Annotated in this window: 27 protein-coding genes; 8 read left to right on the top strand and 19 right to left on the bottom strand. The window is 61.5% G+C overall.

Annotated elements, in window-relative coordinates:
• The first annotated feature begins 25 nt into the window (after positions 1-25).
• Positions 26-1,312 carry a glycoside hydrolase family 1 protein gene (locus tag KYT97_RS05925; RefSeq protein WP_219111917.1) on the top strand — a complete coding sequence of 429 codons (1,287 nt, stop codon included), beginning with the start codon at positions 26-28 and terminating at the stop codon, positions 1,310-1,312.
• Positions 1,313-1,318: 6 nt separating this feature from the next.
• Entirely contained in the window at positions 1,319-1,759 is a 441-nt protein-coding gene (locus KYT97_RS05930) for a DUF8021 domain-containing protein (RefSeq protein WP_033230919.1), read from the top strand.
• An 8-nt stretch (positions 1,760-1,767) separates the two neighbouring features.
• Here KYT97_RS05930 and KYT97_RS05935 read toward each other — a convergent pair whose 3' ends face one another.
• From KYT97_RS05935 to KYT97_RS05945, 3 genes are read right to left on the bottom strand one after another with little or no spacing between them, the layout of a single operon-like run.
• Complete coding sequence (locus KYT97_RS05935) at positions 1,768-2,316, bottom strand: dihydrofolate reductase family protein (protein ID WP_033230920.1); 549 nt, start codon at positions 2,314-2,316, stop codon at positions 1,768-1,770.
• Positions 2,310-2,966, bottom strand: coding sequence for a nitroreductase family protein (locus tag KYT97_RS05940; protein ID WP_033230921.1), 657 nt, complete (start codon positions 2,964-2,966; stop codon positions 2,310-2,312). The genes KYT97_RS05935 and KYT97_RS05940 overlap by 7 nt, the downstream gene beginning before the upstream one ends.
• Before the next feature lie 56 nt (positions 2,967-3,022).
• Positions 3,023-4,135 carry a GGDEF domain-containing protein gene (locus tag KYT97_RS05945; RefSeq protein ID WP_219111918.1) on the bottom strand — a complete coding sequence of 371 codons (1,113 nt, stop codon included), beginning with the start codon at positions 4,133-4,135 and terminating at the stop codon, positions 3,023-3,025.
• A 161-nt stretch (positions 4,136-4,296) separates the two neighbouring features.
• Between KYT97_RS05945 and KYT97_RS05950 the strand changes: the two genes are divergently transcribed.
• A complete protein-coding gene (locus tag KYT97_RS05950) occupies positions 4,297-4,926 on the top strand; it encodes a LysE family transporter (protein ID WP_033230922.1) in 630 nt (209 codons plus the stop codon).
• A 15-nt stretch (positions 4,927-4,941) separates the two neighbouring features.
• Here KYT97_RS05950 and KYT97_RS05955 read toward each other — a convergent pair whose 3' ends face one another.
• The 7 genes from KYT97_RS05955 to KYT97_RS05985 form a co-directional block, all read right to left on the bottom strand.
• Positions 4,942-5,634 (bottom strand): DUF1345 domain-containing protein, encoded by a 693-nt coding sequence (locus KYT97_RS05955; RefSeq protein ID WP_267951774.1) that lies wholly within the window; start codon positions 5,632-5,634, stop codon positions 4,942-4,944.
• A 21-nt stretch (positions 5,635-5,655) separates the two neighbouring features.
• On the bottom strand, positions 5,656-6,945 hold the full coding sequence (locus KYT97_RS05960) for an SAM-dependent methyltransferase (protein ID WP_033230924.1): 1,290 nt from the start codon (positions 6,943-6,945) through the stop codon (positions 5,656-5,658).
• Positions 6,946-7,054: 109 nt separating this feature from the next.
• Positions 7,055-8,569 carry a pyridoxal phosphate-dependent decarboxylase family protein gene (locus KYT97_RS05965; RefSeq protein ID WP_219111919.1) on the bottom strand — a complete coding sequence of 505 codons (1,515 nt, stop codon included), beginning with the start codon at positions 8,567-8,569 and terminating at the stop codon, positions 7,055-7,057.
• Complete coding sequence (locus KYT97_RS05970) at positions 8,556-9,932, bottom strand: MFS transporter (protein ID WP_415395478.1); 1,377 nt, start codon at positions 9,930-9,932, stop codon at positions 8,556-8,558. The genes KYT97_RS05965 and KYT97_RS05970 overlap by 14 nt, the downstream gene beginning before the upstream one ends.
• 113 nt (positions 9,933-10,045) lie before the next feature.
• On the bottom strand, positions 10,046-10,459 hold the full coding sequence (locus tag KYT97_RS05975; RefSeq protein ID WP_033230925.1) for a DUF7144 family membrane protein: 414 nt from the start codon (positions 10,457-10,459) through the stop codon (positions 10,046-10,048).
• A gap of 39 nt (positions 10,460-10,498) precedes the next feature.
• A complete protein-coding gene (locus tag KYT97_RS05980) occupies positions 10,499-10,780 on the bottom strand; it encodes a hypothetical protein (RefSeq protein WP_033230926.1) in 282 nt (93 codons plus the stop codon).
• A gap of 310 nt (positions 10,781-11,090) precedes the next feature.
• Positions 11,091-12,353 carry a multidrug effflux MFS transporter gene (locus KYT97_RS05985; RefSeq protein ID WP_245006031.1) on the bottom strand — a complete coding sequence of 421 codons (1,263 nt, stop codon included), beginning with the start codon at positions 12,351-12,353 and terminating at the stop codon, positions 11,091-11,093.
• 85 nt (positions 12,354-12,438) lie between these two features.
• Between KYT97_RS05985 and KYT97_RS05990 the strand changes: the two genes are divergently transcribed.
• Positions 12,439-12,894: a MarR family winged helix-turn-helix transcriptional regulator gene (locus KYT97_RS05990; RefSeq protein WP_095886466.1), complete on the top strand. Its 456-nt coding sequence runs from the start codon at positions 12,439-12,441 to the stop codon at positions 12,892-12,894.
• Positions 12,895-13,040: 146 nt separating this feature from the next.
• Positions 13,041-14,075, top strand: a complete 1,035-nt coding sequence (locus KYT97_RS05995) for an iron-siderophore ABC transporter substrate-binding protein (RefSeq protein ID WP_045070188.1) — start codon at positions 13,041-13,043, stop codon at positions 14,073-14,075.
• 28 nt (positions 14,076-14,103) lie between these two features.
• On the opposite strand, the gene KYT97_RS06000 is transcribed toward KYT97_RS05995, so the two are convergent.
• The 3 genes from KYT97_RS06000 to KYT97_RS06010 form a co-directional block, all read right to left on the bottom strand.
• Positions 14,104-14,652: a GbsR/MarR family transcriptional regulator gene (locus KYT97_RS06000; RefSeq protein ID WP_219111920.1), complete on the bottom strand. Its 549-nt coding sequence runs from the start codon at positions 14,650-14,652 to the stop codon at positions 14,104-14,106.
• A 68-nt stretch (positions 14,653-14,720) separates the two neighbouring features.
• Positions 14,721-15,905 (bottom strand): hypothetical protein, encoded by a 1,185-nt coding sequence (locus KYT97_RS06005; RefSeq protein ID WP_219111921.1) that lies wholly within the window; start codon positions 15,903-15,905, stop codon positions 14,721-14,723.
• A gap of 47 nt (positions 15,906-15,952) precedes the next feature.
• Positions 15,953-17,839: a glycosyltransferase family 39 protein gene (locus tag KYT97_RS06010; protein ID WP_219111922.1), complete on the bottom strand. Its 1,887-nt coding sequence runs from the start codon at positions 17,837-17,839 to the stop codon at positions 15,953-15,955.
• Positions 17,840-17,951: 112 nt separating this feature from the next.
• Here KYT97_RS06010 and KYT97_RS06015 point away from each other — a divergent pair, with 112 nt between their 5' ends.
• Positions 17,952-18,404 (top strand): GNAT family N-acetyltransferase, encoded by a 453-nt coding sequence (locus KYT97_RS06015; RefSeq protein WP_033230929.1) that lies wholly within the window; start codon positions 17,952-17,954, stop codon positions 18,402-18,404.
• A 65-nt stretch (positions 18,405-18,469) separates the two neighbouring features.
• On the opposite strand, the gene nadC is transcribed toward KYT97_RS06015, so the two are convergent.
• The 3 genes from nadC to nadA are packed head-to-tail and all read right to left on the bottom strand — an operon-like array spanning position 18,470 to position 21,947.
• Positions 18,470-19,342, bottom strand: coding sequence for a carboxylating nicotinate-nucleotide diphosphorylase (nadC, locus tag KYT97_RS06020; RefSeq protein ID WP_219111923.1), 873 nt, complete (start codon positions 19,340-19,342; stop codon positions 18,470-18,472).
• Positions 19,339-20,913 carry an L-aspartate oxidase gene (locus KYT97_RS06025; protein ID WP_092800504.1) on the bottom strand — a complete coding sequence of 525 codons (1,575 nt, stop codon included), beginning with the start codon at positions 20,911-20,913 and terminating at the stop codon, positions 19,339-19,341. The genes nadC and KYT97_RS06025 overlap by 4 nt, the downstream gene beginning before the upstream one ends.
• Positions 20,910-21,947 carry a quinolinate synthase NadA gene (gene nadA / locus KYT97_RS06030; RefSeq protein WP_033230932.1) on the bottom strand — a complete coding sequence of 346 codons (1,038 nt, stop codon included), beginning with the start codon at positions 21,945-21,947 and terminating at the stop codon, positions 20,910-20,912. The genes KYT97_RS06025 and nadA overlap by 4 nt, the downstream gene beginning before the upstream one ends.
• 102 nt (positions 21,948-22,049) lie before the next feature.
• Here nadA and KYT97_RS06035 point away from each other — a divergent pair, with 102 nt between their 5' ends.
• Positions 22,050-22,778: an NUDIX hydrolase gene (locus tag KYT97_RS06035; protein WP_033230933.1), complete on the top strand. Its 729-nt coding sequence runs from the start codon at positions 22,050-22,052 to the stop codon at positions 22,776-22,778.
• Between the two features lie 15 nt (positions 22,779-22,793).
• Here the strand turns inward: KYT97_RS06035 and KYT97_RS06040 are convergent, their stop codons facing one another.
• The 3 genes from KYT97_RS06040 to KYT97_RS06050 form a co-directional block, all read right to left on the bottom strand.
• Positions 22,794-23,126 carry an SDR family NAD(P)-dependent oxidoreductase gene (locus tag KYT97_RS06040; RefSeq protein WP_219111924.1) on the bottom strand — a complete coding sequence of 111 codons (333 nt, stop codon included), beginning with the start codon at positions 23,124-23,126 and terminating at the stop codon, positions 22,794-22,796.
• Positions 23,127-23,355: 229 nt separating this feature from the next.
• Entirely contained in the window at positions 23,356-24,729 is a 1,374-nt protein-coding gene (locus tag KYT97_RS06045; RefSeq protein ID WP_415395479.1) for a DUF2252 domain-containing protein, read from the bottom strand.
• A gap of 50 nt (positions 24,730-24,779) precedes the next feature.
• Positions 24,780-25,349 carry a DUF2567 domain-containing protein gene (locus KYT97_RS06050; RefSeq protein WP_095886471.1) on the bottom strand — a complete coding sequence of 190 codons (570 nt, stop codon included), beginning with the start codon at positions 25,347-25,349 and terminating at the stop codon, positions 24,780-24,782.
• Positions 25,350-25,470: 121 nt separating this feature from the next.
• Here KYT97_RS06050 and KYT97_RS06055 point away from each other — a divergent pair, with 121 nt between their 5' ends.
• Positions 25,471-26,637 (top strand): TDT family transporter, encoded by a 1,167-nt coding sequence (locus KYT97_RS06055; RefSeq protein ID WP_280639072.1) that lies wholly within the window; start codon positions 25,471-25,473, stop codon positions 26,635-26,637.
• Position 26,638: the final 1 nt, after the last annotated feature.

Raw genomic sequence — 26,638 nt, forward strand, 5'->3', positions numbered from 1 at the left:
CACCTGTATGACCTAACCTCCCATCATGGGAGTCACGTCACGGTCGATTGCCGCCGCCCTACTCGCCCTCGTGATCGGGGCGGCGGCATCGCCGGCGCAGGCATCGGAAACCCCGTCGGAGGAGTTCCTGTGGGGCGTTGCCACTTCCGGTTTTCAGTCGGAGGGTTCCTCCCCAGACAGCAACTGGTCGAGGTACTCCGCATCGGGTCGCACCCACGACGCCATCGGCGACTCGGTCGACTTTCGGCACCGCTTCACCGAGGACATCGACCGCGCGGCAGATCTGGGCGCGCGAGTGTTCCGCTTCGGCGTCGAATGGGCGCGGGTGCAACCCTCACCCGGAACGTGGAACGAGACCGAATTCGGATACTACGACGATGTCGTCGCGCATATCCTGGCCCGCGGAATGACGCCGATGATCACTCTCGATCACTGGGTATATCCGGGTTGGGTCGTCGATCAAGGTGGGTGGACAAACCCGAAAACCGAAGCCGACTGGCTGACCAACGCCGAGAAGGTGGTCACGCGATATTCGGGGGTCGGCGCATTGTGGATCACGATCAACGAACCGACGGTGTACGTGCAGCGTGAGTTGACGTACGGCGGAATCACTCTCCCCCAGGCACCCTCGATGTTCGACGCATTGGTTCGGGTGCACCGATCGATCTACGACCGCATCCACGTCCTCGACCCGGGCGCTCGTGTCAGCAGCAACTTCGCGTTCATTCCGGGTGTCTCGGAGGCAATCGACTCCGTGTTCACCGATCGGGTCAACGACAAGCTCGATTTCCTCGGTATCGACTACTACTACGGTGTGGCACTGGACAACCCGACCGCGGCCTACGCCGCGATCGACGAGTTCTACAACGTCACACCACAGCCCGAGGGTTTGTACGACGCACTGATGCGCTATTCGCGCAAGTACCCGGCACTCCCCCTCTACATCGTCGAGAACGGAATGCCCACGGACAACGGAAATCCTCGCCTCGACGGGTACACGCGCTCGATTCATCTGAGCGACCACGTCTATTGGATGGAACGCGCCCGCGAGGACGGCGCCGACGTTATCGGATACAACTACTGGTCCATCACCGACAACTACGAATGGGGTTCGTACCGGCCACGTTTCGGTCTGTACACCGTCGACGTCCTGACCGATCCCACCCTCACCCGTACCCCCACCGACGGCGTGGAGACGTACCGGAACATCATCGAAAACAACGGCGTCGGGCCGGAATACGTACCCGTGAAAGCGCCCGCATTCTGCTCGCTTGTCGATCCCCCACTCAGTTGCACCAACACCACGCGATAGGAACTCATGTCCACGTTCGGAAAGACCGTCGCCACTGCAGCCATCTCTGCAGCAATGATTTTTACCGGTGCTTCACTTGCCCAAGCCGCACCGGACTCACCCCGTGAGGCAGAAGCCCGGGCCTACATCGACGCGTTGGTCTCTCACGACGTCACCGACGTGCACTTCGCGCCGGACGCCACGCGCGTCGAAGCAGGCATCCAAACCGGGTTCTCGGGCCCTCAGTTGAGCGCCGACCTCGATCACGGTGTGCAGTACACCGTGATTCAGTCCGTGCGTGATCTTCGAATGACCGAAGAGGGGGACGTCGTGACCGCCGTCTATCTCCTCGACGCCGGCGTTGCCGACACACGCTTGATGACGGTCGAGATCCGGGAGACATTCGAGATTCGCGACGGCCTCATTCACGTCATCGTGGCAGATATCATGCCCGTATCGCTGTCCTGACTCAGTCCCTACCTCACTCTGTATCGCAGATAGACAACTCCGCTCCGAAACGCCTTCTGCTCCATCAGTTCGAGGTCGACATGAACGTCGGCAGACAATGCGCGCAGTCCGCTACCGACGATCACGGGGCAAAGGAACAGGTGAATCTCGTCGACCAGACCGGCGGCCAGCGCATGAGCTGCCAGTGTGGGACCACCGATCGAAATATCCTGCGTCGCCCTTGCTTTCATCGCCCGCACGGCTTCGGAGTCAAAGGTCCGCTCGATACGGGTTCGCTGAGTCGACGGCTCCGCCAGCGTCGTCGAGTACACAACTTTGTCCGCTCGGCGCCAGATCCGAGCGAAGTCTTCGGCAATCGGGTCGGGATCCGCCATCGTTTCCCACGCCGCCATGATCTCGTACATCCGGCGCCCGTACAGCTGCGTGCCCACGTCGCGTTCGAGGTTGTTGGCAAAGCCGTGTACCTCGGCGTCCGGCATTGCCCAGTCGAAGTTCCCCTCCTCGTCGGCGACATAGCCGTCGAGCGAGCAGATCGCCGAGTACTCGAGGTTCACCATCGGTCAAGGTGCAGAATGTTGTCGATCGGCTCGCGTGCCGCCGGTTTGAAGGTCTCTCCCGTGAAGTACGCGGTGGGTACCAGCGCGCCCTGGTGGAAGCCCGCCGGGATTCCCAGGATTTCTGCGACTTCGGCTTCGCGCGCAAGGTGCAGTGTTGTCCACGCCGTTCCCAATCCGCGGGCGCGCGCCGCCAATGCGTAACTCCACGCCGCGGGAAGTAACGATCCCCAGAGTCCCGCCTGATTACCGGCAGGCAAGGTCCGCTCCGCCTTGATGCACGGAATCATCAGCACCGGAACTTCACCCATGTGTTGGCCGAGCCACTCGGCACTACTTCCGACACGCGCTTGGACTGCAGCCCGATCCGGATCGTCACTGAACAACTGCGCCGGAGCCCCCTGCGACGCCAAATAGCTCTCCGTGACGTCTTTGTAAATGTCGCCGATCTGTCGACGCAGTTCGGGGTCGGTCACCACCACCCATTGCCATCCCTGGCGGTTCGATCCCGACGGAGCTTGCAACGCGATCTCCAGGCATTCCTTGATCAGATCCAGAGGAACGGGCCTTGTCAGGTCCAAGCGCTTTCGTACCGTGCGCGTTGTCGTCAACAATTCGTCGGGCGTCAGGTCCAGAACCGGAAATTCACTCATCAATCGATCATCGCATCGACGGGACGAGCGGCGCTGGAAATGTGGCTCAGTGTGGACTACTGCGCTGACACATCAGCCACGACGCGGTTGCGACCGTCCGACTTCGCCTCGTACATCGCTTTGTCTGCACGAGACAAAGCCTCCTTGATCTGTTCCTGCCCCGTCAGTTTCCCGTGCGCGCCCGACGCGAGTTGTGCAACACCGATACTGACCGTGATCGGAACGTCGTCGGAACGCACGGCGACCTCCCCCCGAATCGCTTCTGCAAGTCGGGTGAGCCCTGCTATATCGCCGCGCACCGCGATAGCAAACTCATCGCCACCTGTTCGAGCTACTGCCGCGTCCACCCCGACGACTCGTTCGAGTCTGCGCGAAAGCAACCGCAACACCGTGTCACCGCCGTCGTGACCGGACCCGTCGTTGACCGCCTTGAAGTTGTCGATGTCGAGCAGTAGCACGCCGGATCGACCAGGCCCACGCTCTTCCGCAATCTGCATCCACAATTCGAAGCCTCGCCGGTTGAGGAGTCCGGTCAACGGATCACGATTGGCATTCGCAAATTGAGTGCGGTACGACGTCAGCATGCCCGCCGAGAACGACCTGAGTAGGACAAGCGTCGCATTGACAGCGATCACCGACGTTGCCGCCCTCGCAAGAATTCCCGCAATATCGTGGTATCCCTGACGCCACGTGAGAACGGCAAAAACGGCGATCACACAACTCGTGAAGACCATGTGCACCACGGTCTCTGCCCACCGGACAAAATGCGCCACGTACACACTGATCACCGCAAACAGAGCTGTCCCGTACAGCGCCAATTCGTGATTGGCGAACGTCGCCAGTACTACGGTCACACCCAAATCTGCATAGAGAACGAAGTACGTGCTCGCCCGTGGAACGGAATGATGCCCCATATCCCGGTTCCACCAGATGATGCCGAATCGAATTCGACTGACCAGATACGCTGCCGGAAGAGTACTGACGAGGACCAGCACCGCAACAATTCTCCGGAACGCATTGTTCTGACCTTCATCGGAAAACGCAGCACACACCCCGACAAGAGCAAAAACGGGAACCAGCACGGCGATCCCGTAACGCATACGGGTTTCGGAAACCTCGATCTGATTACGAATCAACGAACGCGGCCCTGCGTCACCGCCAAAATTCATCACGCCGATCCCCCGCCTGGCAAATATTCAGACAACAAGAACGAATGTACCGTGCCGGAACGGTCGGTACCACTCCGAACCCACCAACACGTACAACTACACTTCTTCGGAGTCCCGTCACCATCACGGGCCGCATACCTTCCCAGCCGAAAGGCAAAAGTATGAGTTGGCACGTCTGGTTGGCATTCTTCGGCGCAAGCTGGGTGATCAGTCTGTCCCCCGGCGCCGGGGCAATCGCCTCGATGTCCTCCGGTCTGGCCGTCGGACTCCGTCGCGGCTACTGGAACATTCTCGGATTGCAACTGGGACTTCTCCTGCAGATCGGAATCGTCGCGGCCGGCGTCGGCGCGATCCTCGCCAACTCGACGGCGGCGTTCTCGATCATCAAATGGCTGGGCGTCGCCTACCTGGTGTATCTCGGAGTGCGGCAGTGGCGGTCCGCTCCCAGCGAGATAACCACCGACTCCGAAGCCGCGCGGCGCTCCGGTCCGATGATGATGGTGCGTGGGTTCCTGGTAAATGCCAGCAATCCCAAAGCCGTGGTGTTCATGCTCGCAGTTCTTCCGCAGTTCCTCGATCCGAACGCGCCACTGGTACCGCAGTACCTGATCATCGCGGCGACCATGTGCGCGGTCGATGTCGTCGTGATGACCGGATACACCGGACTTGCGGCTCGGGTCCTGCGGCTCATGCGGTCACCGAAACAGCAGAGAATCACCAACCGTGTTTTTGCCGGACTGTTCTTCGGGGCGGCAGGCTTCCTGTCGAGCATCGGCCGCGCCGCGGCCTGACTTACCGGTGGCAGCTCATAATCCGGCGATCAAATTGACTACCGACGCGACGATGACCGAGCCGAACAGATAAGACAGCAACGCGTGGCCGAGCGCCATTGCCCGCATGTCCGACGACTGCAAATTGGTGTCCGAGATCGCGAAGCTCATACCCACGGTATAGGCGACATAGGCAAAATCGCTGTACCGCGGCGGTTCTTCCTGATTGAAGTCGATCCCACCGTCCGGACCTGTGTAGTACAACCGGGCGTATCCCAGAGCGAACAGCGTGTGCACAGCTATCCACGAAATGACAACGCTGACAACCGCAACCGACGCGGCGACAACTTGGTATCGACGGCCGTCAGGTGAGGCAACAAGCAGGAGCGCGATACCGACCAGGCTGGCCACCGCTGCAGCGAGAACGAGAAGGTGTGCGACATTGCGTGCCGGTTCCTCACGAGTCGCGTGACTGGCCGTCGTCACAGCGTCGAACGGCCACACCAGGATCCACGTCCAGACCGTGAACACCAGCGCCGCCACATTCCAGCCGATCAGAAAGGAGAACCGCGGAAAGCCCACTATCCACATGACAATTCCCGCGACAATGCCGAGCACCAGTCCCGCGGTGACTCGCAGTGCGGGCCCGGCACCCAAGCCGCTCTGGTTTCCCGGAATCGGCAAATCCTGCAATGGCTCGTTCACCCGCTCAGTCAACCATCGACGCATCGAACGCGCCCGCGATCCGGCTCAGCGATACCAGTTGCGCCGCGATCGCGGCATGCCACTTGATCCTCGTTCACCGGGTTTCACCGCCAGCACTTGATGAATGGTCAGTCGATGCGCCTCCTCGAAGCCGAGAGCGCTGGCCGCAAGGTACAACAACCACGTACGGACCCGCGCGTCGCCGACCTCGGCAACAGCAGCGTCCCAGTTCTCCCGCAGATTCGCCACCCACGCACGCAGTGTCAGCGCATAGTGTTCGCGCAGCGCATCACTGTCCCGAGTCTCGAATCCTGAACGCTCCAGAGCGTCAACCGTTTTACTCAACGGAAGGATCTCACCGTCCGGGAAGATGTATCTGTCGATGAAACCAGGAGCGCCGACAACCTTGTCCGGCAACGACTTCACCGAAGCAATGGCGTGATTGAGAAAGCGTCCCTCCGGCTTCAGCAACCCGTGCAGGTGTGCCGCATAGACCGGCAGGTTCGCCAAACCCACGTGTTCCGACATACCGATGCTCGAAATAGCGTCGTACGGGCCGTCATCCACGTCGCGGTAATCCTGCACCCGAACCTCGATATGTTCGGTCAATCCCGCGTCCGCTACCCGAGCCTTGGCGTACTCCACCTGTTCGCGGCTGAGCGAAACACCGACAACGTCGACGCCGTAATTCTGCGCCGCATGCAGTGCCATCGATCCCCACCCACACCCGACGTCGAGCAGGCGCATTCCCGGCTTCAAATCCAGCTTCCGGCAGATCAGATCAAGTTTCTCTCGCTGCGCGTCCTCGAGTGACACAGTGCCGTCCGGCCAGTACCCGCACGAATAGACCATGCTCGGTCCGAGAAACAGCTCGTAGAAACGATTTCCGACGTCATAGTGGTGAGAGACAGTCGCCGAATCACGAGACTTGCTGTGGCGCTTTCCCCGTTTGGAGCGCATCTCGATCTCGGGCGGCGACGGCGGAAGCCCGACCGCGCCCAAGCCGACAAAAGTCACCACCGACCGGGCAATCGTGCGTGCCGACATCCCGGCCAGGCGATGCTCACCAATCCGCGAAACAAGATCCGGAACATCCAGCAGCGCAAAGATGTCTCCGTCGACGTCCAAGTCTCCGGAGACGTACGCCCGCGCCAAACCCAATTCGTTCGGCGAATAGAGAACCCTCCGCAGCGCGCGTCGGTTCCGGAAAAAGACCCGGGCCGCTGCGTCGGGAGGGCCGGCTTGGGAACCGTCCCAACAGCGCACCTGGATTGGGAGTTCGATCCCCACCAATTCCTCGAACAGTGTCAGAACCTTGGTTGCGGCACCAGTCACCCATTCGTCCCTTCCCCGAAACGACAGCCTCCGATACTCGAAATCTACGCCCGGGACAGCGAAATTTCGCGGCATATGTGAGGTTTTGATGCGACGCAAGCCGTTCGAATCAGGGTTCCACGAGTCCAGCCAGGAACTCCACCAGCAGTCGCGTCGTGACCTCGCGGGGCAAGGACTCGACGGCGGCGAGGACCGCAGCCATGTCGAGGGGCGAGTCGCCCGCGCCCTTCGGATCCAGCCCCGCCGACACGAGCGCTGCCGCAACAGCCTCACTCGGCAATGCGCGAACGTCGTCGACACTTACGTCACCGCGCTCGAACGCGCCGGCCAGCTCGGCCAGCGCGGGCGGCGGCCCGGCCGCGGGAAGGCCGCGAACATCGTCGGCCCCCAACAACAATGCCGTGGTCAGCTCGGTCAGCACACTGTCCGTGACGGGTGTGATCGTGAGATGTGTGGTTCGCGGCAATGCAGTGCCGTCGGGTTGCGTCGACGCAGGTTGCCCCTGGAGCACAAACCCTCGAACTCCGACGGCGGTGGCCCAGCGATGCGGATCGACCTGGCGGTCCGGCGGCACTCCCACATCCGCCGCTACTGCGAAGAGTGGGCCGACCGGCGTTCCGACGACGCGCAAACCGTCGATGCCGCCAATCGTGTCCACGAGCGAGGCAGTTGCCCGGTGAGCGCGCGCAACCAGGTCGGCGTAACCCGATTCGCCCAGCACTTGGGTGATGGACCAGGCTCCAGCCAGGGCGGCAACGGATTTCGACCCCATCAGTGTCGGATTGACCACGGGATATCCGGGCCACGCTGTAAGACCGAAGTACTGCTTACGGTGCAGATCTCGCCCCCGGTACAGAAGAACCGACGCACCTTTTGGCGAGTAGCCGTACTTGTGTACGTCGGCCGAGATACTGGTGACACCGGGAACCTGGAAGTCCCAGGCCGGCAGTTCACCCCACCAGGGCAGGGCAAACCCTCCGATGCAGGCATCGACGTGAAACGGAACCGACTGTGTGCGAGCAATTTCCGCGATCTCGACGATCGGGTCTAGAGCAGCAAACGGATAGCTCGGTGCCGACGCCACGATCAGCACCGTGTCGCTGCGCAGAGCCGATCCAATGTCGGCGGCGCGCACACGACCGGAATTGGGATCGACAGCGACGAGAATCAGTTCGAGTCCGAGTAGGTGCGCCGCCTTGTGGAAAGCAGCATGAGCGGTAGTAGGCAGGACTATCGATCCCTCTCCCGGCGGAAGTCCGCGCAGGTCGCGGGCGGCTTTGACGGCCAGCACACAGCTTTCGGTGCCACCGCTGGTGACGTTGCCGATAACATCGCCATCTCCGTGGAGGAATCCGCGGACAAACCCGACGAGTTCTCGTTCCATCACCGCGGTGGACGGAAACACCGTGGGATCAAGCCCGTTGACGGGTTGTACTAATTGCGCTGCGTCCGTGGCCAACTGATCAAGCGCGGCCAGTCCGCTGTCGTACACGTAAGACAGAACTCGCCCACCGTGGGTGGGGGCGTCCTGTTCACGCAGGCTGCGGAGTCTCTCCAGCACTTCCGCAGACCGTTGCTCGATCGAGGTATTACCAAGAAAAGAGTTGGTGTCACTGGCGGTCATCGTGCTCCTGTTCACTGCTGTATGCGCGTAAGACGACAAGGCTGATCGCGACCAGAGCGGCCGGGGCCAGAGAGAATCCGAGGGCGATGCCGGTGATTGCGGAGTCCGGCTGGTCAACCGTCTCCCCTGCCTGCGAGGACACAAAGCCTGTCGACGCCAGAAACAGCAGGAACACTGCTGGTCCGAGTGCAAGACCCGCGGTTTCTGCTGCCGTCCAGATCCCGCTGAGCGAGCCGCCTCGTTGGCGTCCGCCGATGCGGGCATCGTCTTCGATTACGTCGGGAAGCATGGCCAACGGAAATACCTGCATTCCGGCGTAGCCGACGCCCGCCAGTCCGACCGCACCGTAGATCCACGCTCCGGCGTCAACTGCAGCGAACGCCAAAAGCAGTGTGGCGACAACAAAGACCGTCGATGCGACAACATATCCGCGGAGCTTGCCGTGGCGATGGGAATAGCGGTACCACAGCGGCATGATGACCAGCGCCGGGCCGACCAACGCCGCGAACAGCCACGTGATGGCGTCTTCGTTCCCCATGACATACGTCGCGAGATACTGGGCACCGCCCAACATCACGGCCGTCGCGAGGGCTTGCAGGACAAACACGATCACGAGCAAACGGAACGATCGCGTACTGCGAACTGCGTCGAATCCGTCGCGATACTGCGAGAGCAATGAGCCCACCGGGGCATCGGCGCGTGTCACCGTGCGCCGCGCCGCGCCGAATACCGCCCAGAGCATTGCCCCGCACATCAACGCCGACACGCCCACGGCCATCACCAGATAGCCCGCAGCCCCACCTCCAGCAGCGTTGCGAAGCGCTGGTCCCCCGCCACCGATCACAAGAATTGCCAAGGCCAGTACCGCTATTCGGACGGACACCAATCGAGTTCGCTCGTGATAGTCGCCCGTCAGTTCTGTAGGCAGGGCGATGTACGGCACTTGGAACAGGCTGTAGGCGCTCGCTGCCAGCAGGAAAAACACCAGTACCCACACCGCGCCGACACCCGGGCCGGCTGACACCGGTGCAGCAAAGGTGAGTACGAAGAGCAACGGAAGGGCAAGCGAACCCGCCAACATCAGGGGTACGCGCGTGCCCGTTCGATGCGAACTTCGATCGCTGACCGTGCCGATCAGCGGATCGACAAGTACGTCCGCAATCTTGGGAACAATTACTACCAGCGACGCCAAACCAGCCGCGACGCCCAAGGTGTCGGTGAGGTAGTACGCCAGTACCAATCCTGGCAGGACGCCAAAACCACCCGTCCCGACACTTCCCGCGGCGTAGGCGGCAACAACCCCCCGCGACAACCGTCCGCCCGCGCGGCGTCCGCTGCCCTGTATGGGCTTTTCTGTGGTCACCAATCACACACTAGATGGCGACGTGCATCCTCAAGAGCAAAAGCCGGGAGACACGAATAACTCGGAAAACACCTCGAGGCACCTTCTGCCGAGACGCTTCGAGCCTCGCTTGGTCAGTCCTCGGCATCCCAGGTGGCTACGGCCCAGATAACAATGACATCGAGCGCGATGATCAGGATCGACCAGAGCGGATAATGCGGAAGCCACAGGAAGTTCGCGATGATCGAGAGCGCTGCAATCAGGATCGCAGCGATACGCGCCCACGTGGCAGCCATCATCATTCCGATGGCAATCGCGAGGCCAACGACGCCCAGGGCTATGTGAATCCAACCCCACGTCGTCACATCGAATTCGTAGACGTAGTTGACCCCGACAACAAAAAGGTCGTCGTTCGCGACAGCCGAAATCCCTTGAAGGAGGGAAATGATGCCGACAATGAAGAGAAGGGCTGCTGCTGCAAAATTTGTGCCGGTCGCGATGCCACTGCGCACCGGATGAGCGTGTGACGGTGACGATGTGTCGGTCATATTCTTGCCTCTCGCAGAAGGAGATGTCGACGATGAAAGTTAGCGATCGGTGGAATGCGCAGCGTTGCTCGAAGTCCGGCGGTACCACTGCCAGCCTGCGGTGATCAGGACAGCTCCGACCAGCGAGCCGATGATTCCACTGGGACGCAATGAAAGTCCGTCACCCGCAATCAGACTCACGAGCAAGCCGCCGACCAGCGATCCACCAATTCCCGCGATGAAAGCGAAGGGCCAGTCCAATCGTCGGGTGTTGCCACCGAGAATCAACTGGGCACCCGCTCCGATGACGGTTCCGAACAAGATCATTCCGATGATGAGCATGAGGCAAAGCCCTTTCAGCTAGGCGTACTCCGCGAACCGAACACGACGCTTTCGCGCAATCTTTCCCATATGTCCGTTTATCCGTCGGTGAATTGAGCAAAATCCGCTGACCGCCTTGCTTCAACCTGCACTGTTCTCTCGCGCACTTCTACTTCGCGCAGTTCTACTTCGAGGAAACGAGTAGCTGAAATGTATCCGGCCACTGGCGGTCGGACATCACCCACTGAGGGTGATATTTCGACTCCTTCCACGTGAAAACCGACCCGGGACTGGTGGTGTCCCGGGTCGGCTGTGGCGAGTTCGGCACAGATTACTGCGCGTCTGCTGAAGCCTTCCCTCTCGTCAGGGCAAGCGCCGACAGCGCGATGAGCGCACTGACGACCATTGCGATGGCCATAGGCAGGGCGGTGCCCTCCCCGCCGATCCCGACGAGCGGGGAAATCGCAGCAGCGAGCAGGAACTGCAGCGCACCAAGCACTGCCGATCCGGTACCGGCGGCCTGCCGCGCCTCACCGAGCGCCAAGGTTGTGGCGTTGGCGATGACAAGGCCGAGGCTGGCCATCGTGCACCACAACGCGATCAGAGTGATCCACAGAACGGGCCCGGCAAGCGCATTGATCAGCATGACTGTCGAAAACACCGCGAGCAAGGTGAGGCCGATCCGCAACGTCACCCGGTCACCTAGTCTCGCGACAACCCCGCCGTTGGCGACGCTGAAGATCACAAGGCCGACCGCGTTGACGGTGAAAACAACTGTGTACCAAGCAGTGGAGAGTCCGTGCACATTCTGCAGGACAAACGGTGACGCAGAGATGTACGCAAACATGACACCAAAAGCGAAGGCGTACGCGAGGGTGAACCCGACGTACCGGCGGTTCCGCAGAACGTTTCGAGCCTCACCCAGCATCGCGGCAGCGCCGCCGGTGGTGCGCAATTCCTTCGGGAGCGTTTCCGATACCAATGCAAGGACGCACACGAACATCAACGCGGACAGCACTGTCAGAACCCAGAACACGCCACGCCACCCGAAATTAGTGACAACAACACCGCCGAGTAGCGGCGCGATTACCGGTGCTACTGCGTTGATCACCACGAGCAGGCTGAACAATTTTGCCGCAGCGGCACCGCGGGCACGATCGGAGATCACTGCGCGGCCCAGGACAATTCCCGCCGCCCCGGCAAAGCCCTGCACAAAGCGCGCTGCGGCCAGAAGTTCGATACTCGGCGCCAGTGCGGCACCCGCACTGAAGACGGCGCAAGCCGCAGTCCCGATGAGAAGTAACGGCCGTCGACCGTACCGATCGGAGAGCGGGCCGAACACAAGCTGTCCAAGGGCAAGGCCGACCAGGAAGGTCGTGAGTGTCAGCTGTACGGCTGATGCACTGGTATCGAACTCCACCGACATCTCAGGGAATGCCGGCAGATACATGTCGATGGCCAGTGGTGCCACAGCCGCCAACAGAGCCAATGTTGCGATGATCTTGGCGGGTAGATGTGTCGCGTGTCCCGCGTCCGACACAGACACCGGGTCGGACTCCACCATGGCGTCTGCTTCCTGCACGTGCTGTTTCACATTGATCCTTCATCCAGTTTTACCCTACAGCTATATCTAGAAATAGATATAGATTTATATATAGCTTAACGTCTAGACTGGGTTCGTGTCCAACAAATCGGTTGCAACAGATGACGACGTCCAGCGCTTGGCACATACGGCGCGTTCGGTGGTGTGGGCATTGCGGCGCTTCGGCGAGAAGGAGGCAGGCTTGTCCCGACTCCCCCATTCCGAGATCGAAGTCCTCCGCGTAATCGAGGAACATCCCGGCAGTACGGTGTCGGAGATCGCGCGCGCCTTGAACTTGCAAAGCAGCAACGTCAGCACAACGGTTCGCCGACTGGTGGACCAAGGCCTACTCGAGAAGCGATCCGATCCCAGCGACGGACGCTCGTTCCGCCTGCATCAAACCCCAGTGGCCACCCACAACAACCAGAAGATCGACCAGATGTGGGCCGACGGCATTCGAAGCCTCTTGGCGGGAATGGATCCTGACGACGCGGCCAAACTTGTCGACGCGGCGCCACTCCTGGCCCGCCTGGGATCCATGCCGACGGACTGAACAACCGGTGCAGGCGGTCTGAACTTTCAATTGACTTGAAAGTTCAGGGAAGGCTAGCCTATGCTTCCTGTGCGCTAGTCCATCTTGCTCGGCGATCCACGAGAGCCACAAGAGCACTCCGGCGCCTCGACACCGAAAGGCTCTTCATGCGATACGCCCCCGTGCGATCCCTCCGCCGGTCTGCGCTCCTGAGTGGACTTGTCATCGCCGCCCTGGCAATCGGCGGTTGCAGTACCAGTAGCAGCGACACCACCGACACCAATACCGGCAACTTCGAGACCGTCACTATCGAGCATGCTCTCGGCAAGGCAGTCATCACCGAGAAGCCGGAGCGGATCGTCACGCTCGGCATGGGTTCCGCCGAGACAGTCATCGCGCTGGGTACCATTCCCGTCGGCGTCGAGAAATATTCATGGGGCAGTGACGAATCCGGCTACCTCCCCTGGGTTCACGAGGCAGTCACCGAACAAGGCGGTGAACTCCCCGAGCAGTTCACCGGCGGAGCCGATCTGAACATCGAAGCGATCATCGCTCTTGATCCCGATCTGATCCTCGCACCATGGTCCGGTATCACCCAGCAGCAGTTCGACTCCCTCAACGCCTTTGCACCCACCGTTGCGTACGAGGAAAGCCCGTGGACCATCACATGGGAAGAGCAGATCAACGTGATCGGAAAGGCCATGGGCGAAACCGGGAAAGCCACCGCCGAGATCGACAAGATCAAAGACCAGTTCGCGAAATCGTCTGCAGCACATCCCGATTACGCAGACGTAAGCTTCTCGTTCATCTACAACACCGGCCCAGGAACACTCGGCGTGTTCTTCGCCGAAGAGCAGCGTGTTGCCATGGTTCGCGGACTGGGCTTGCAGGTTGATCCCGTCGTGAACACGCTGACCGAGTCCGAAGGTACCGATTCTGCAGTGATCGGCCTCGAGAATGCCCACCTCCTGAACAATTCGGATCTGCTGTTCACCTTCTACTCCGATCCCGCGAACCGGGCCGAAATCGAAGCGCAGCCCGCCTATCAGCAGATTCCGGCCGTCGCACGAGGAACTATCATCGCCCCGACGGACCAGCCTTTTGTGACGGGATCATCGATGATCAATCCCTTGACCGTCCCGTGGTCACTCGAGCGCTACGCACCGATGATCGACGAGGCAGTCGCAAAACTGAACAAATAAATCCGGCGAGACCCGCAGGGCCCGTACCTTATTCAGGTGCGGGCCCTGCTCTATCTTGTCCTGCCTCGTCCCGAACTGGCCCGTCCCGAACTGCCCCGTCCCGTACTTCCTTGAATCGAGCCCATTCACTGCCCAGCATGCGATTGTCGATGATCCAGCCCATGTAGTCGCGCATGTTCAGCACACGAATGTAGGCGGGGCCGTTGGGGTTTGCATACTGGAGTGCCTCGGTCGCGAGCGTGCGCTGATTCTCGAGGTACTGGTGCTCGTTCTCGAGGAAGCCGCCCCACACGTCGGAATCCATGACGTAATAATGAGTTCGATCGCGAGGCTTACGAACGAGCTTCACAAATCCACGATCGATAAGCCGTCGAATGTAGTTGGAGACAGATCCACGACTGGTGTCGAGAGCAATGGCCAACTCCTCGGCACTGACTCCCGGAGATTCACTGATGAGCAGATAGCCGGCGATCCGGCCCTCGATGCGAGCACCACCGCCCGACTGCCAATACGTCGCAAACTGGTCGATGAACCACGCGGAAAAGTCCCCACCCCGCGCCGGGCTGACGTCGCCCATTTTTTGTTGCCTCCAGCTAGTCGAAGCGGCAAATACCCTCTGATTCTGCCAGTTCCATCGAACCTTCCCTAGCTCGGCGCAATTTCGAGACCGGGTGACGTCGCAATCAACTCGAGTTGCTCGATTACCAGCGGCGACACAGTGTGCGTCACCGTTCGCACAACAACAGTCTCGCCGGACGGATGCTGGACGGCCACCGAACTTGTGCCGGGGTTCTCGGTGCGACTGATCAACGTATCGTCGGGCAGGATTACGGCGTTCTCGAGCAAGCGGAATTCGTTCCGGGTAATCGAGATTTGCAGGTTCGCTGCCGCACCCGGCGCGCTCACGACAACGTCCCCACACAGGCCGCTGCCCGAGTCGTCTGGCACCAGCGAACCCAACGGACGGTCAAGCGTGACGCCGGTTGTTCCGAGCCACCGCCATCGCTCGTCAAGTACGGCGTTGAGCCTCGACACGTCGTCTTCGTCCACCCCACCCTCGTCCATCACCGTGAGAATGCCACAGAATGTCGCCGGCGGAATATCTTCTGTCACAGCAAAACCTGGCGCGAGAGCGACGTCGACCAACTCGTCCGTCGACAGGACTTGCGCGTCCGATCCGTCAAATCCGGTTACCGAGGCGAAGACGCGACTGACACCGGGGACGTAGACTACGACAAAGTCCTGAGCATATGGACTGGCAGCGTCTTTCGCCTCGTAGAAGTCGAGAACTGTTCCGTCGGCACGCACTTCACGCCGATCTACGGAACCTTCGACACACGACGGAATCGGTCCTGTCCATTCTCGAACATCCACCGAGACCGTTGCTCGCGCATCACCGCGGGCTATGTCACCAAGTGCAGTGGTCGAACCACCGAGGGTCAATTCCTCCGCCGATTCGGGCGACCGGGCCTCGCCGAAGTTGTGCACTGGCGGAAATATGAAGGCGAATCCCGGGTCTTCAAGTCTGGCGTCCACCGGTAGTGCCTCAGTCACCGCCCTACGCATCGCGTCTGCTTTCGACTTGGAGAACCACGGATAGTCAGGATCGTTGTACCCGGGGTCGTCACCCCCGATCGTGGCGACCAGAAAACTCTCCACCTCCCCGGCCGCTTCGACGGATTCACAACCGGGAATCGCAGCCGGGCCGTCGTCCTGCGTCAGGCGCGCCGCACCGGCGCCCAGCAGCACGACCACCGCGATAAACGCGGTGTCGCGCCACGTCCATCGTTGACGCCGATCCTTCGGCAGACGCTCCTCGGTTCCAGGCATTGTTCGATCATGACCGACAGTGTCCGGCGACCGGGCACCTGCCCTGCCTAGTCGGCGTAGCCACTGAGGTCGTAAACCGTTGCATTCCCGACGGTTGTGCCTTCGAAATTGGCTTCCACCCAGGCTTGGATTGCACTCGACGTACTGTCACCGCCGCCGCGGCCACCGCCCTGACCACCAGCGACGTAATAGTGGACATCGCCGTTCGTGACATAGGAGATGAACTGGTCCAACGTGGGTGCTGGGTCCGAACTCCAACCACCGGTCGCCATCACGGCAGTATTGCTCGCCAACTCGTACGTCGCGGCACTCTGCGACCCGTTGGTTGCTGCGGACCAGCGGGTGCCTGCGCCGATCAGCATGGCTGTCAGCTCGGAACTGTTGGCACCCGTACCGGCCGATGGGGTCGGCGCAATTGAGACGGCACCGGCCGGGCCGGCCGTGGGGATAGATCCACCGTGAGCTGTTGCTGCGGTGGCGATTGAGTACGAGGCTGAGCCTCCGATGCCGGCCAACGATCCGACGACCAGCCCCGCGATCACCAACTTCCGGAACCGATTCCTGGCGCCGAGGAGAATCAGTGCCGCGCCGACGACAGTCCCTGCCAGTACGATCCATTCGAGAGCCGGTAGCCAGTCGGAATTGCGATGCAGGAGAACCCAACTCCAGATTCCCGCAGCAAGCATCATTGATGCCAGGCCGAGTCGCCCGATCCACCGCGACCGTTCCAACCACAATGCGTATCCGCCGGCTGCGATCATTCCGGCAATCGCGGGAGCCAACGACACGGTGTAGTAGGGATGGATGGTGCCGGACATGTAGCTGAAGATCAGCCCCGTCACCAGGAACCAGCCGCCCCAGACGATCATCGACGCCCGCAACAGATCGGTTCTCGGGGCACGACCACGCGCTATCAGTCCGAGAACAAGTGCAATCAGCGCAGCGGGGATCAGCCACGAGATCTGAATTCCCATCTCACTTCCGAACAACCGATCGAGGCCCGTGCTCCCGCCGAAGCTCGAACCTGCAGCGCCGCCACTCATTCCGCCGCCACCGCCACCGGAATTCCCGAAGATCCGACCGAGCCCGTTGTACCCGAGGACAAGATCCATGACGCTGTTGTTGATCGAGCCCCCGATGTACGGCCTCGAATCTGCGGGCCAGAGCCACACGGCCAGCACCCACCACCCGGCCGCCAGGATCACCGCACCAACACCGATCGCAAGGTGCAGAACCCGGGCGCGCAACCTGGCCTGTCCGGCAACCAGATACGCCAGGCCGAACGCGGGCAGCACCATCAGGCCCTGCAGCATCTTGGTGAGGAATGCAAAGCCGAGAGCAATGCCGGTGAGAGCAATCCACATCGCGGCGCGTCGGCCCACCGACGTCTCGACTGCTCGAACCACCCAGTAACCCGCCAGTGTCATCAGGAGCACTAACAAGGCATCGGGATTGTCGAACTTGAACATGAGCGCAGCCGCGGGTGTTGCCGCGAGAACGGCGCCCGCAATGAGCCCCGCTGTCGGAGTCGCGAAGCGTTTCACTGCCGCGTAGACGAGCGCAACCGAACCAACTCCCATCAACGCCTGCGGCACAAGCAGACTCAGGCTCGAGAATCCGAAGATTCGTCCTGACAACCCCATTACCCACAGCGACGCGGGTGGTTTGTCGACGGTGATGAAGTTGGACGTGTCCAACGATCCGAAGAACCAAGCTTTCCAGTCCTGCGAACCTGCCTGAGCCGCTGCCGCATAGAAGGTGTTGGCATAACCACTTGCGCTCAGGTTCCACAGGTAGAGAACTGCGGTGCCTACGAGAAGCGCAGTCAAGGCCGATGCGGCGCCGCGGGTACCAATCCACGACTGTGACGGGTCGCCGTGATGGACAGGGGGCGCCGGCGGCCGCGTCGGCGCCGGATTCAGAACTGCGGTCATCATGAGTCCCTTCACAGGTGGTGATATTCACTACCTTCGCGCGCGGACCCGCGACGCCACTGCACAGTGGCTGCGAGATTCCTGTGAACTCGAGATGACCTAGGGTGATGCCGTGGACTCAACAGGCGCCAACATCGTGAAGATTCGACCCTATCGGCCCTCCGACGAGGATGCCGTCATCGAATTGTGGTCGCAGGCATCAAAACTCGCACACCCCTTTATCGACGGCGAGGGCGAAGGTGCACGTGAGGCGAAGATGCGCGACATCTACCTCGTGAAGGCAGACAACTGGGTTGCCGAAACCGACGAGCAGGTTGTGGGACTGCTCGGCCTACTGGGAGCAGAGATCGGCGGCCTGTTCGTGTCACCACAGGCTCAACGACTCGGAATCGGGCGGCTGCTCGTCGAGCATGCAACGACACTGCACGGAGCGGTGACGCTCGAGGTTTACGAACTCAACGGATCGGCACGACGCTTCTACGACATCATGGGTTTCGAGGAAACGGGACGCTACACCGATGCCGAGACCGACCACGTTCTGATCCAGCTTCGCCTGACGACCTGACGACCTGACGGCCGACACCACACATGCTCTCATGGCCGCCCCCGAACAGGCGGCGGCCATGAGAGTCACATATCCAGACCGAGATCCAGAACCGTCACAGAGTGCGTGAGGGCACCGACCGCCAGATAATCGACTCCGGTACCCGCGTACTCGGCGGCAACGTCGAGACTCAGACCGCCGGAAGATTCGAGCTTGGTCGTGGGCGACGCGGTGTTACGTCGCTGCACCGCGATCTGGGTCTGCCACAGCGGGAAGTTGTCCAGCAGAATTAGTTCGACATTTTCGGCAAGCACCAGATCAAGCTGCTCGAGGGTGTCTACCTCGACCTCGCACTCGATGTCTGGCGCAAGTTCACGCACAGCCCGCAGTGCTGCGACGACAGATCCGGCGGCAGCAACATGATTGTCCTTGATCAAAGCCGCGTCACCGAGACCCATGCGGTGATTGACTCCCCCACCGACCTGGACGGCGTACTTCTGCAGCGCGCGCAGACCGGGAAGGGTCTTGCGGCTGTCGCGGATCTTCGCATCGGTGCCGGCAACGGCATCAACCCAAGCCGCTGTAGCGGTGGCGATTCCGGACAGGTGGCACACCAAGTTGAGCATCGTCCGCTCCGCCGTGAGCAGTCCGCGGGTAGGCGCTTCAACGGTCAGCACCGATTGGCCGGGAACCACACGGGTGCCGTCGGCAACACGATCGACCACGTCGTAGTTGCCCGCGCCGATCACTTCGTCGAGGACAAGCAGTCCGACATCGATTCCCGCAACCGTCCCTTCGGCGCGCGAGACAACCGACGCCTTCGCGGTCGCGTCAGCGGGAACTGTCGCAACGGAGGTGACGTCTGGTCCATAGCGAAGATCTTCGTCCAAAGCGAGTCGAACCAGCGTCAGGACTTCGTCAAGCTCGAGGGGGGCCGGCAAGGTCTTCTGCGCGGTCATCGGTGGGCTCCTGTCAACAACATGTCGTGTATTTCCATCTCGCCATCGGCACCGCGCTTGATGCGGATGCTGCGACGCTGATCGGGATCGGTTTCCGGGTAATCGGTGCGGGTGTGGCACCCGCGGCTCTCGGTACGTGCAGCGGCGACCGCAACCAGTGCCGTCGCAGTCACCGTCAACGCGGCGTCCTCGAGTTCCTCGGCATTCACTGCAAGAGTGAGTTCCGCATTCGCAAGGCCGGTGCGTGCAGCTTCGAGGCCGGCGCCGTCTCGAACAACCGATGCGTGAGTAGTCATGATCGTCTGAACGGCCTCGCGGGGCAATATCGGCAGCGGTGCGCTGGCGACGTTGACAACCTCGGCGTGAACCTCACGTCGCTCCGCGGCGGCGATCCCGGCTCGCTCCCCAACGACCAATCCTTCGAGAAGACTATTGGATGCAAGGCGATTGGCACCGTGCAGACCGGTACGGGCAACTTCTCCCGCCGCATAGAGTCCCGGAACTCCGGTACGTCCGTGGACGTCCGTCGCGACACCACCACACGAGTAGTGGGCGGCGGGAGCAACCGGAATCAGCTGCGTCCGAGGATCTATGCCCGCCTCGAGGCACGAGGCCGTGATGTTCGGGAATCGCGTCGAGAACCCGTCGAGTTTTCGAGCGTCGAGGTACACATGATCGCTGCCCAGGTCACGCAGACGCGCGGCAATTGCCCGCGAGACGACGTCACGGGGCGCCAGATCACCAAGTGGGTGAACTCCTGCAGTCACCGAATCACCGTTGGTGTCAACAAGAATTGCACCCTCACCGCGTACGGCCTCACTGATCAGCGGCCGTCGACCGAGGCCGCCGGGAGTGAACAGAACCGTCGGGTGGAACTGCACGAATTCGAGGTCGGCGACCGACGCACCAGCTGCGAGCGCCAGCGCGATACCGTCAGCGGTTGCACCGGGCGGATTGGTACTGCACGAGTACAACTGGCCGAGACCACCCGTCGCCAACAGAACAGCAGGCGCATGGATCACGCCCAGGCCGTCCGGGGAGGACACGACAAGCCCGCACACACCGCGCCGATTGGTGACTACCTGCACGGCAGCGGCGCCGAACAGGACCGGGAGACCAGCGGCGTTGAGTGCCCGCTGCACTTCCGCGCCGGTGGCGTCTCCACCGGCGTGGATGATTCGCCTGGTGCTGTGGCCACCCTCGCGGGTACGGGACACTTCGCCGTCACGCCCACGATCGAACACTGCACCGAGCGCGGCCAGTGCCGCGACTGCCTCGTGCCCTGCTTCCACAACGGAGTACACCGCTGCTTCGTCGCACAGTCCGACACCGGCTTCGCAGGTATCGGCGACATGTGAATCCACCGAATCGGTACTCAAGTCGCCCACGACGGCAATCCCGCCCTGCGCATACTGCGTCGACGTATCGGTCGGACCGCCCTTGCTGACAGTGAGCACCTTCAACCCGCGCATCGACGCGACGCGCGCAGCTGTGAGCCCCGCAACGCCGCCGCCGACCACAACAAGATCGGCATGCGCCTCCCAGGCGTAGCGCCCGGCAGGGCTCGTCACTCGCCGCCGCCCGGATTACCGATCTCGATCATGCGCTGCACAGATTTCTGAGCACGCTTGGCCATCTCGAGGTCGACGTGAACCTCGTCCTTGCCTTCGAGGAGGCAACGAAGCAACGCGGCCGGAGTGATCATCTTCATGTACGGGCACGACGCGCGGTCATTCACCGCCTGGAAGTCGACATCCGGTGCGGCTTTACGCAACTGGTGCAGCATGCCGATTTCCGTGGCGACCAGAACCTGCTTGCTCTTCGTGACGCGGGCAGCGTCGAGCATGCCACCGGTGGAGAGGATCTTGACCTTGTCCGCCGGAACCGCACCTTCACCGGCCAAGTACAGAGCCGAAGTGGCACAACCGCATTCAGGGTGCACAAAAAGCTCGGCATCGGGGTGAGCCTTGGACTTCGCCGTCAACTCGTCACCGTTGATACCCGCGTGGACGTGGCATTCACCGGCCCAGATCTGCATGTTGGTGCGGCCTGTGACGCGCTTGACGTGGGCTCCGAGGAACTGGTCCGGGAGGAAGAGAACTTCCCGGTCGGGATCAATGGAGTTGACCACGTCGACTGCATTGGACGACGTGCAGCAGATGTCCGTCAGGCCCTTGACCTCGGCCGTGGTGTTGACATAGGACACGACGAGGGCGTTCGGGTTGTCCGCCTTCCACTCGCGAAGTTGCTCCGCGTTGATGGAATCAGCCAACGAGCAACCGGCGCGCTCGTCCGGAATCAGCACCGTCTTGGACGGCGACAGAATCTTGGCGGTCTCGGCCATGAAGTGGACGCCGCAGAACACGATCGTGTCTTCGGGGGCCTCCGCCGCGATACGCGAGAGGGCAAGAGAGTCACCGACGTGGTCGGCGACATCCTGAATAGCGGGAAGCTGGTAATTGTGCGCCAGAATCGTGGCACCGCGTTCGCGAGCCAGACGTTTGACCTCGGCAGCCCACTCGGGGGTCGCTTCGACTCCTGCGTAACCGCCGGGGCCGTCGTGAATCTGCGAGGTCGATCCCTCCCACAACGTCGTGGTCGTCATGGCGTTCTCCTTCACCGTGAACCCAGGCTCATCACCCAGTTCAAATCCGAACGGGCTGGCCCGGATTTCCGTTATCGAGGTTTTCGACTTAGGATCGAAAACGTGCCCAATAGTAACACCACCCACGAAGTGCTCACAGCGGTGTTCCAGGTTCGAGCCTTTCCCACTGACATCACCGCAGGTGACGGCGCTCACAGCACCGATGAACGTGAAGAACTTGCCGTCCTGCTGTGGCAGCGCGCGCTCGATCCACAGAAGGGCACATGGTCACTGCCCGGCGGCACCCTGCGTGACGACGAGGACCTCACCACGTCGGCTCGCAGACTCCTCGCCGACAAGGTCGATCTGCGTAAGGTCGCACATCTCGAACAACTGTCCGTTTTCAGCGATCCGCAGCGCGTTCCGGGTGGGCGCCGCATCGCGTCGACCTTCCTGGGACTGGTTCCCTTGAGCGCGGACCCTCAACTTCCGTCCGACACTGCGTGGCACCCCGTGTCGCAACTGCCGGAGATGTCTTTCGACCACGGCACTGTTGTTCGGCACGCCCGCAACCGACTGGCCGCCAAGCTCTCCTACACGAACATCGGCTTCGGCCTGGCTCCAGACGAGTTCGCGATGTCGACTCTGCGTGAAATCTATTGCGCTGCACTTGGATACCAGGTGGATGCAACCAATCTGCATCGAGTCCTTTGCCGACGCGGTGTGCTCACCGCCACCGGAAACACGGCGCCGTCCGGGAAATCAGGTGGCCGTCCGCCGGCGCTCTACCGCTTCACCGACTCCACTCTGCGCGTGACGGACGAGTTTGCGGCTCTACGACCGCCAAGCTGACTGCGAATATCACTGTCAGGCAACAGCATCGGCACTTTCCCGCGTATGCCAGACTGATGCGATAACGCCCGCTGGATCGACGATTCTATTGATCGTGCCGAAACGCACCGTCACCCGATCGAGGATACGATCTGCCTGCCAACGATCCGTCGGATCCGCGACAACCGCGAAGAACCGATGCGCCGGCTTGCCAGCCATGATCCGAACCAGTTCCGTAACGCTCCGAGCCGTCACTGCCACATTCCAGCCGGCAGCAAGGAACTCGGCGGCAACACGCGTTCCGTGATCGCGGCCGATATCGGTCACCAACACCACTCCCCGGTCGAGATCAACTGTGTGAGCACTCATTGCGGCATCTCCTTCGAGGAATCAATCACTGTGACTCCTATGTAAGCCCACAATCTTGTGCTGCCGTTGTGCTCATTCTGTGAGAACTCTGGGGATTCGGCCTAGGAAGGACGAATGATCGGTGGCATGGGGCTTTCGCTGACCAAGACCAAGGCCACGGCGTCGTGTTTCGCAGCGAGTTCGCAAAATACCCGTTGAGCGTCCTCGGCCTGGCTCGCGCGGTCCACCGTCACCAACCGGGAGCACGCGCCACCGATCCACGGGCAATCGCCGCAACCAACTGTGCGTGATCGCGCTCGTTCTGATCCGCGTACCGGCGTGCGAACTTCGCCAAAGCCACAACGGCTTTGTCCGACTGGCCGAGATATTCGGAGATCGCGCTCGCGTCACCGCTGCGGGCATGAGCACGAGCCAGCACTTCCCCACACGCACTTGCGAATTCGGCGAGGTACGGTCCGATGGTTGCGCCGTCGGGAATGACCTTCATGTCGCGGAATTGTCGAACGTAGAAATCCATGCCGCCAACACTGGTCCACCCGACGAACATGTCTGTCGCACTCTGAAGCATGCGTTGCCCCTGGACAACTCGCTCACCGGAGTTCGAGTATCTGCTCGGTTCGACGTATCCCTCGTACACCGAGCGCCCGGCTTGCTTGATCTGGAGGAAAAACGGATCGCCGGTCCGACGCTCTTCGAGAAGTGCAAGATAGACACGCATCCCGACGCTGCCGACACCCACCACTTGCCGCACCACGTCCGATGCCCGATATCGCGAGAGCAGACTCCAGATATGGTCCGGAACCGAAGTGCTGTAACCGGCCACGACCTCGGTGACAAGTTCGACCTGACTGTCGCCGACGTGCGTGCGGAACGGTGGCTCTTCACGGATACGTCGCCGACCGTCGACCAAATCCGTAAGTTTGCGTGACGCTCCCCGACTGGTTCGACGCTGAGCTTTGGTTTCGATCATTTTCCCGGCGCGCAGGGCAGTATCCGGGGTGAAGTAGCCCAGCAGACGGTCAACGTCGATGCGGTCGTACCAGATGTCGATTTCGGGGGTTGCAGCGTAGGACTGGATCTTGTCGCGGTAGGCCCTCATTGCTGCCACCGTCGCCGCTTCTGCACGGCCCTCGGAAACTCCGTTCTCACGGGCGAGGACAACGATGCTTGCGGCGAGTCTCTTGACGTCCCACTCGAACGGGCCTGGAAGGGTTTCGTCGAAGTCGCGGAGATCGAAGGACAAGTTGCGTTCCGGGGTGGCCCAGAGCCCGAAGTTCAGCACGTGGGCATCTCCACACAACTGCACCCCGATGCCGGTGCTCGGCGCCGATCCGAGATCGGCGGCCATGACCGCGGCCGCGCCCCGGAAGTACGTCCACGGAGATGCCGCCATTCGGCCATGCCGGATGGGCAGCAAGTCCTGCGCCCGAATCGTGTTCTGCGCCAGTATCGTTGCGAGCGAATCGTGACCCCGCTCGGCGTCGTTCCACAGCGCTAGTTGCGAGCGGGTCACAACCTTGCGAGCAGACCTACCACCCAGCAACACCTCAGGAGTGGTTACTGTGGCGCGCGGACGGGCGATGTCAGCTTCGAATACAGGCACGCGCTGAGTATGAACGACAACGGACAATTAGGCGTCTGCTAGACCAACCGTCAGGACAATTCCTGCGTCGCGGGCTCCGACAACACATCAGCCTCGACGTCCGCGTCGTCCGCATGGTCGGCAACCCCGAGGTCGTCGTACGGGCTCAGTGCCACAAGAACCAATGTCGTGATGCACGCCGCCAACGGCTGAACGATCAGCACAAGCAACGTGCCGATGCCGGGCGCCCGCGCGATGATCTCCCCCACCGCCGGATTGTCGACGGACGGAAATCGCAACTTCGCGATGCCGGTGCCCACTGCAGCCATCAGTGCAGTACCGAGCACTGAACCGACGATCAACCCGCCGAGCGCGTACGGCCCTCGGCTGAGTCTCGCGAGCCACGCGGCCACCCCGGTGAGAACACCGAGAATCAAGGCAAGCAGGAAAAAGATCGCGACCGCATCGAACTGATGAAGACTCTCCCCGGTCAGCGCAATTCCGCGGCCCTCGGCGACAACCAACAGATGCTCGGCCGGCGCCAGGAACGCCCACAGCACTCCGATCAGCGCGCTGACCGCTGCCGTTGAGCAACCGATGAGAAGGGCAGTGCGTAGTCGAGTCCGCCGAAGAGAAATCACACTGTGTGACGCTACCTTCCCCCGTCCATCAGTCGAGAACCTCTCGGAATCAGTGCCGGCGCCGCTACGCTGACCTGACGCACCATTTCATATCAATTGGCGCCCTGAGCGAGGAGCAATCGTGGTTGCACCGCACCAGCCGTGGTTACTTTCCTCACTGCAATCGCCCGGGCAGATCCTCGGCAATCTCGGGCCGAACTGGTTCGCGTCCGTCATGGGCACCGGAATTGTCGCGACGGCAGCAGCAACACTCCCCGTGCAAGTTCGGGGTCAGCAAGTGTTTGCACAGGTGATGTGGACACTCGCCACGATTTTGCTCGTGGTTCTCGTCGTCGCAGTGGTGGCGCATTGGGTACGCCATCCGACAGTGGCTCGCAGCCATGCACACAACCCGCAGATGGCGCATTTCTACGGCGCCGCACCGATGGCATTTCTGACAGTGGGAGCCGGAGCGCTATTGGTCGGAAAGTCTCTCATCGGGGAACGCGCTGCTGTCGGCCTCGACGCGGCACTGTGGACGATGGGAACCATCGGCGGACTATTTACCGCAATGACCATCCCTTATCTGATGTTCACTCAGCACAAGGTCGAAGCGGACGCGGCCTTCGGCGGGTGGCTGATGCCCGTCGTTCCGCCCATGGTCTCCGCCGCGACCGGCGCGCTGCTCATCCCCCATATGCCGCCCGGCACCGGACGCACGACGATGCTCTACGGCTGTTACGCCATGTTCGGCCTGTCGTTGTTCGCGTCGTTCATCATCATCACGATGGTGTGGAGTCGCCTCGCCCACTTCGGCACCTCCGGAACCGCTCGTGTGCCGACTCTGTGGATCGTCCTGGGTCCGTTGGGCCAGTCCATCACCGCGGTCGGCCTGCTCGGAGCGAATGCGCATCTTGCCGTTTCACCGCAGTTGGCATCCGGGATGGGAATCTTTTCGATCCTGTTCGGAGTTCCCGTGTGGGGATTCGCTGTGTTGTGGATCGGATTGGCCACAGCGCTGACAGTCCGGACCGCACGCCAGGGAATGCCATTTGCCCTGACGTGGTGGAGTTTGACTTTTCCGGTCGGCACTTTTGTTACTGGCACAACACAATTGGCGTTGCATACCGAATTGCCGGCCTTCCGATATGCCGCTGCCATCGCTTACGTCGGGCTATTGGGCACGTGGTGCCTGGTGGCAGTCCGGACTGCCCGCGGCAGCCTTCGCGGAAATCTGTTCCTGCCACCTCCGACGACTGGGGCGATCAAGGCACACAAATTCCCACCGGTGACAACGCCTCCGACGTGAG

It is taken from the genome of Rhodococcus globerulus, from assembly GCF_019334125.1.
GTDB classification, from domain to species: Bacteria; Actinomycetota; Actinomycetes; order Mycobacteriales; family Mycobacteriaceae; genus Rhodococcus_F; species Rhodococcus_F globerula.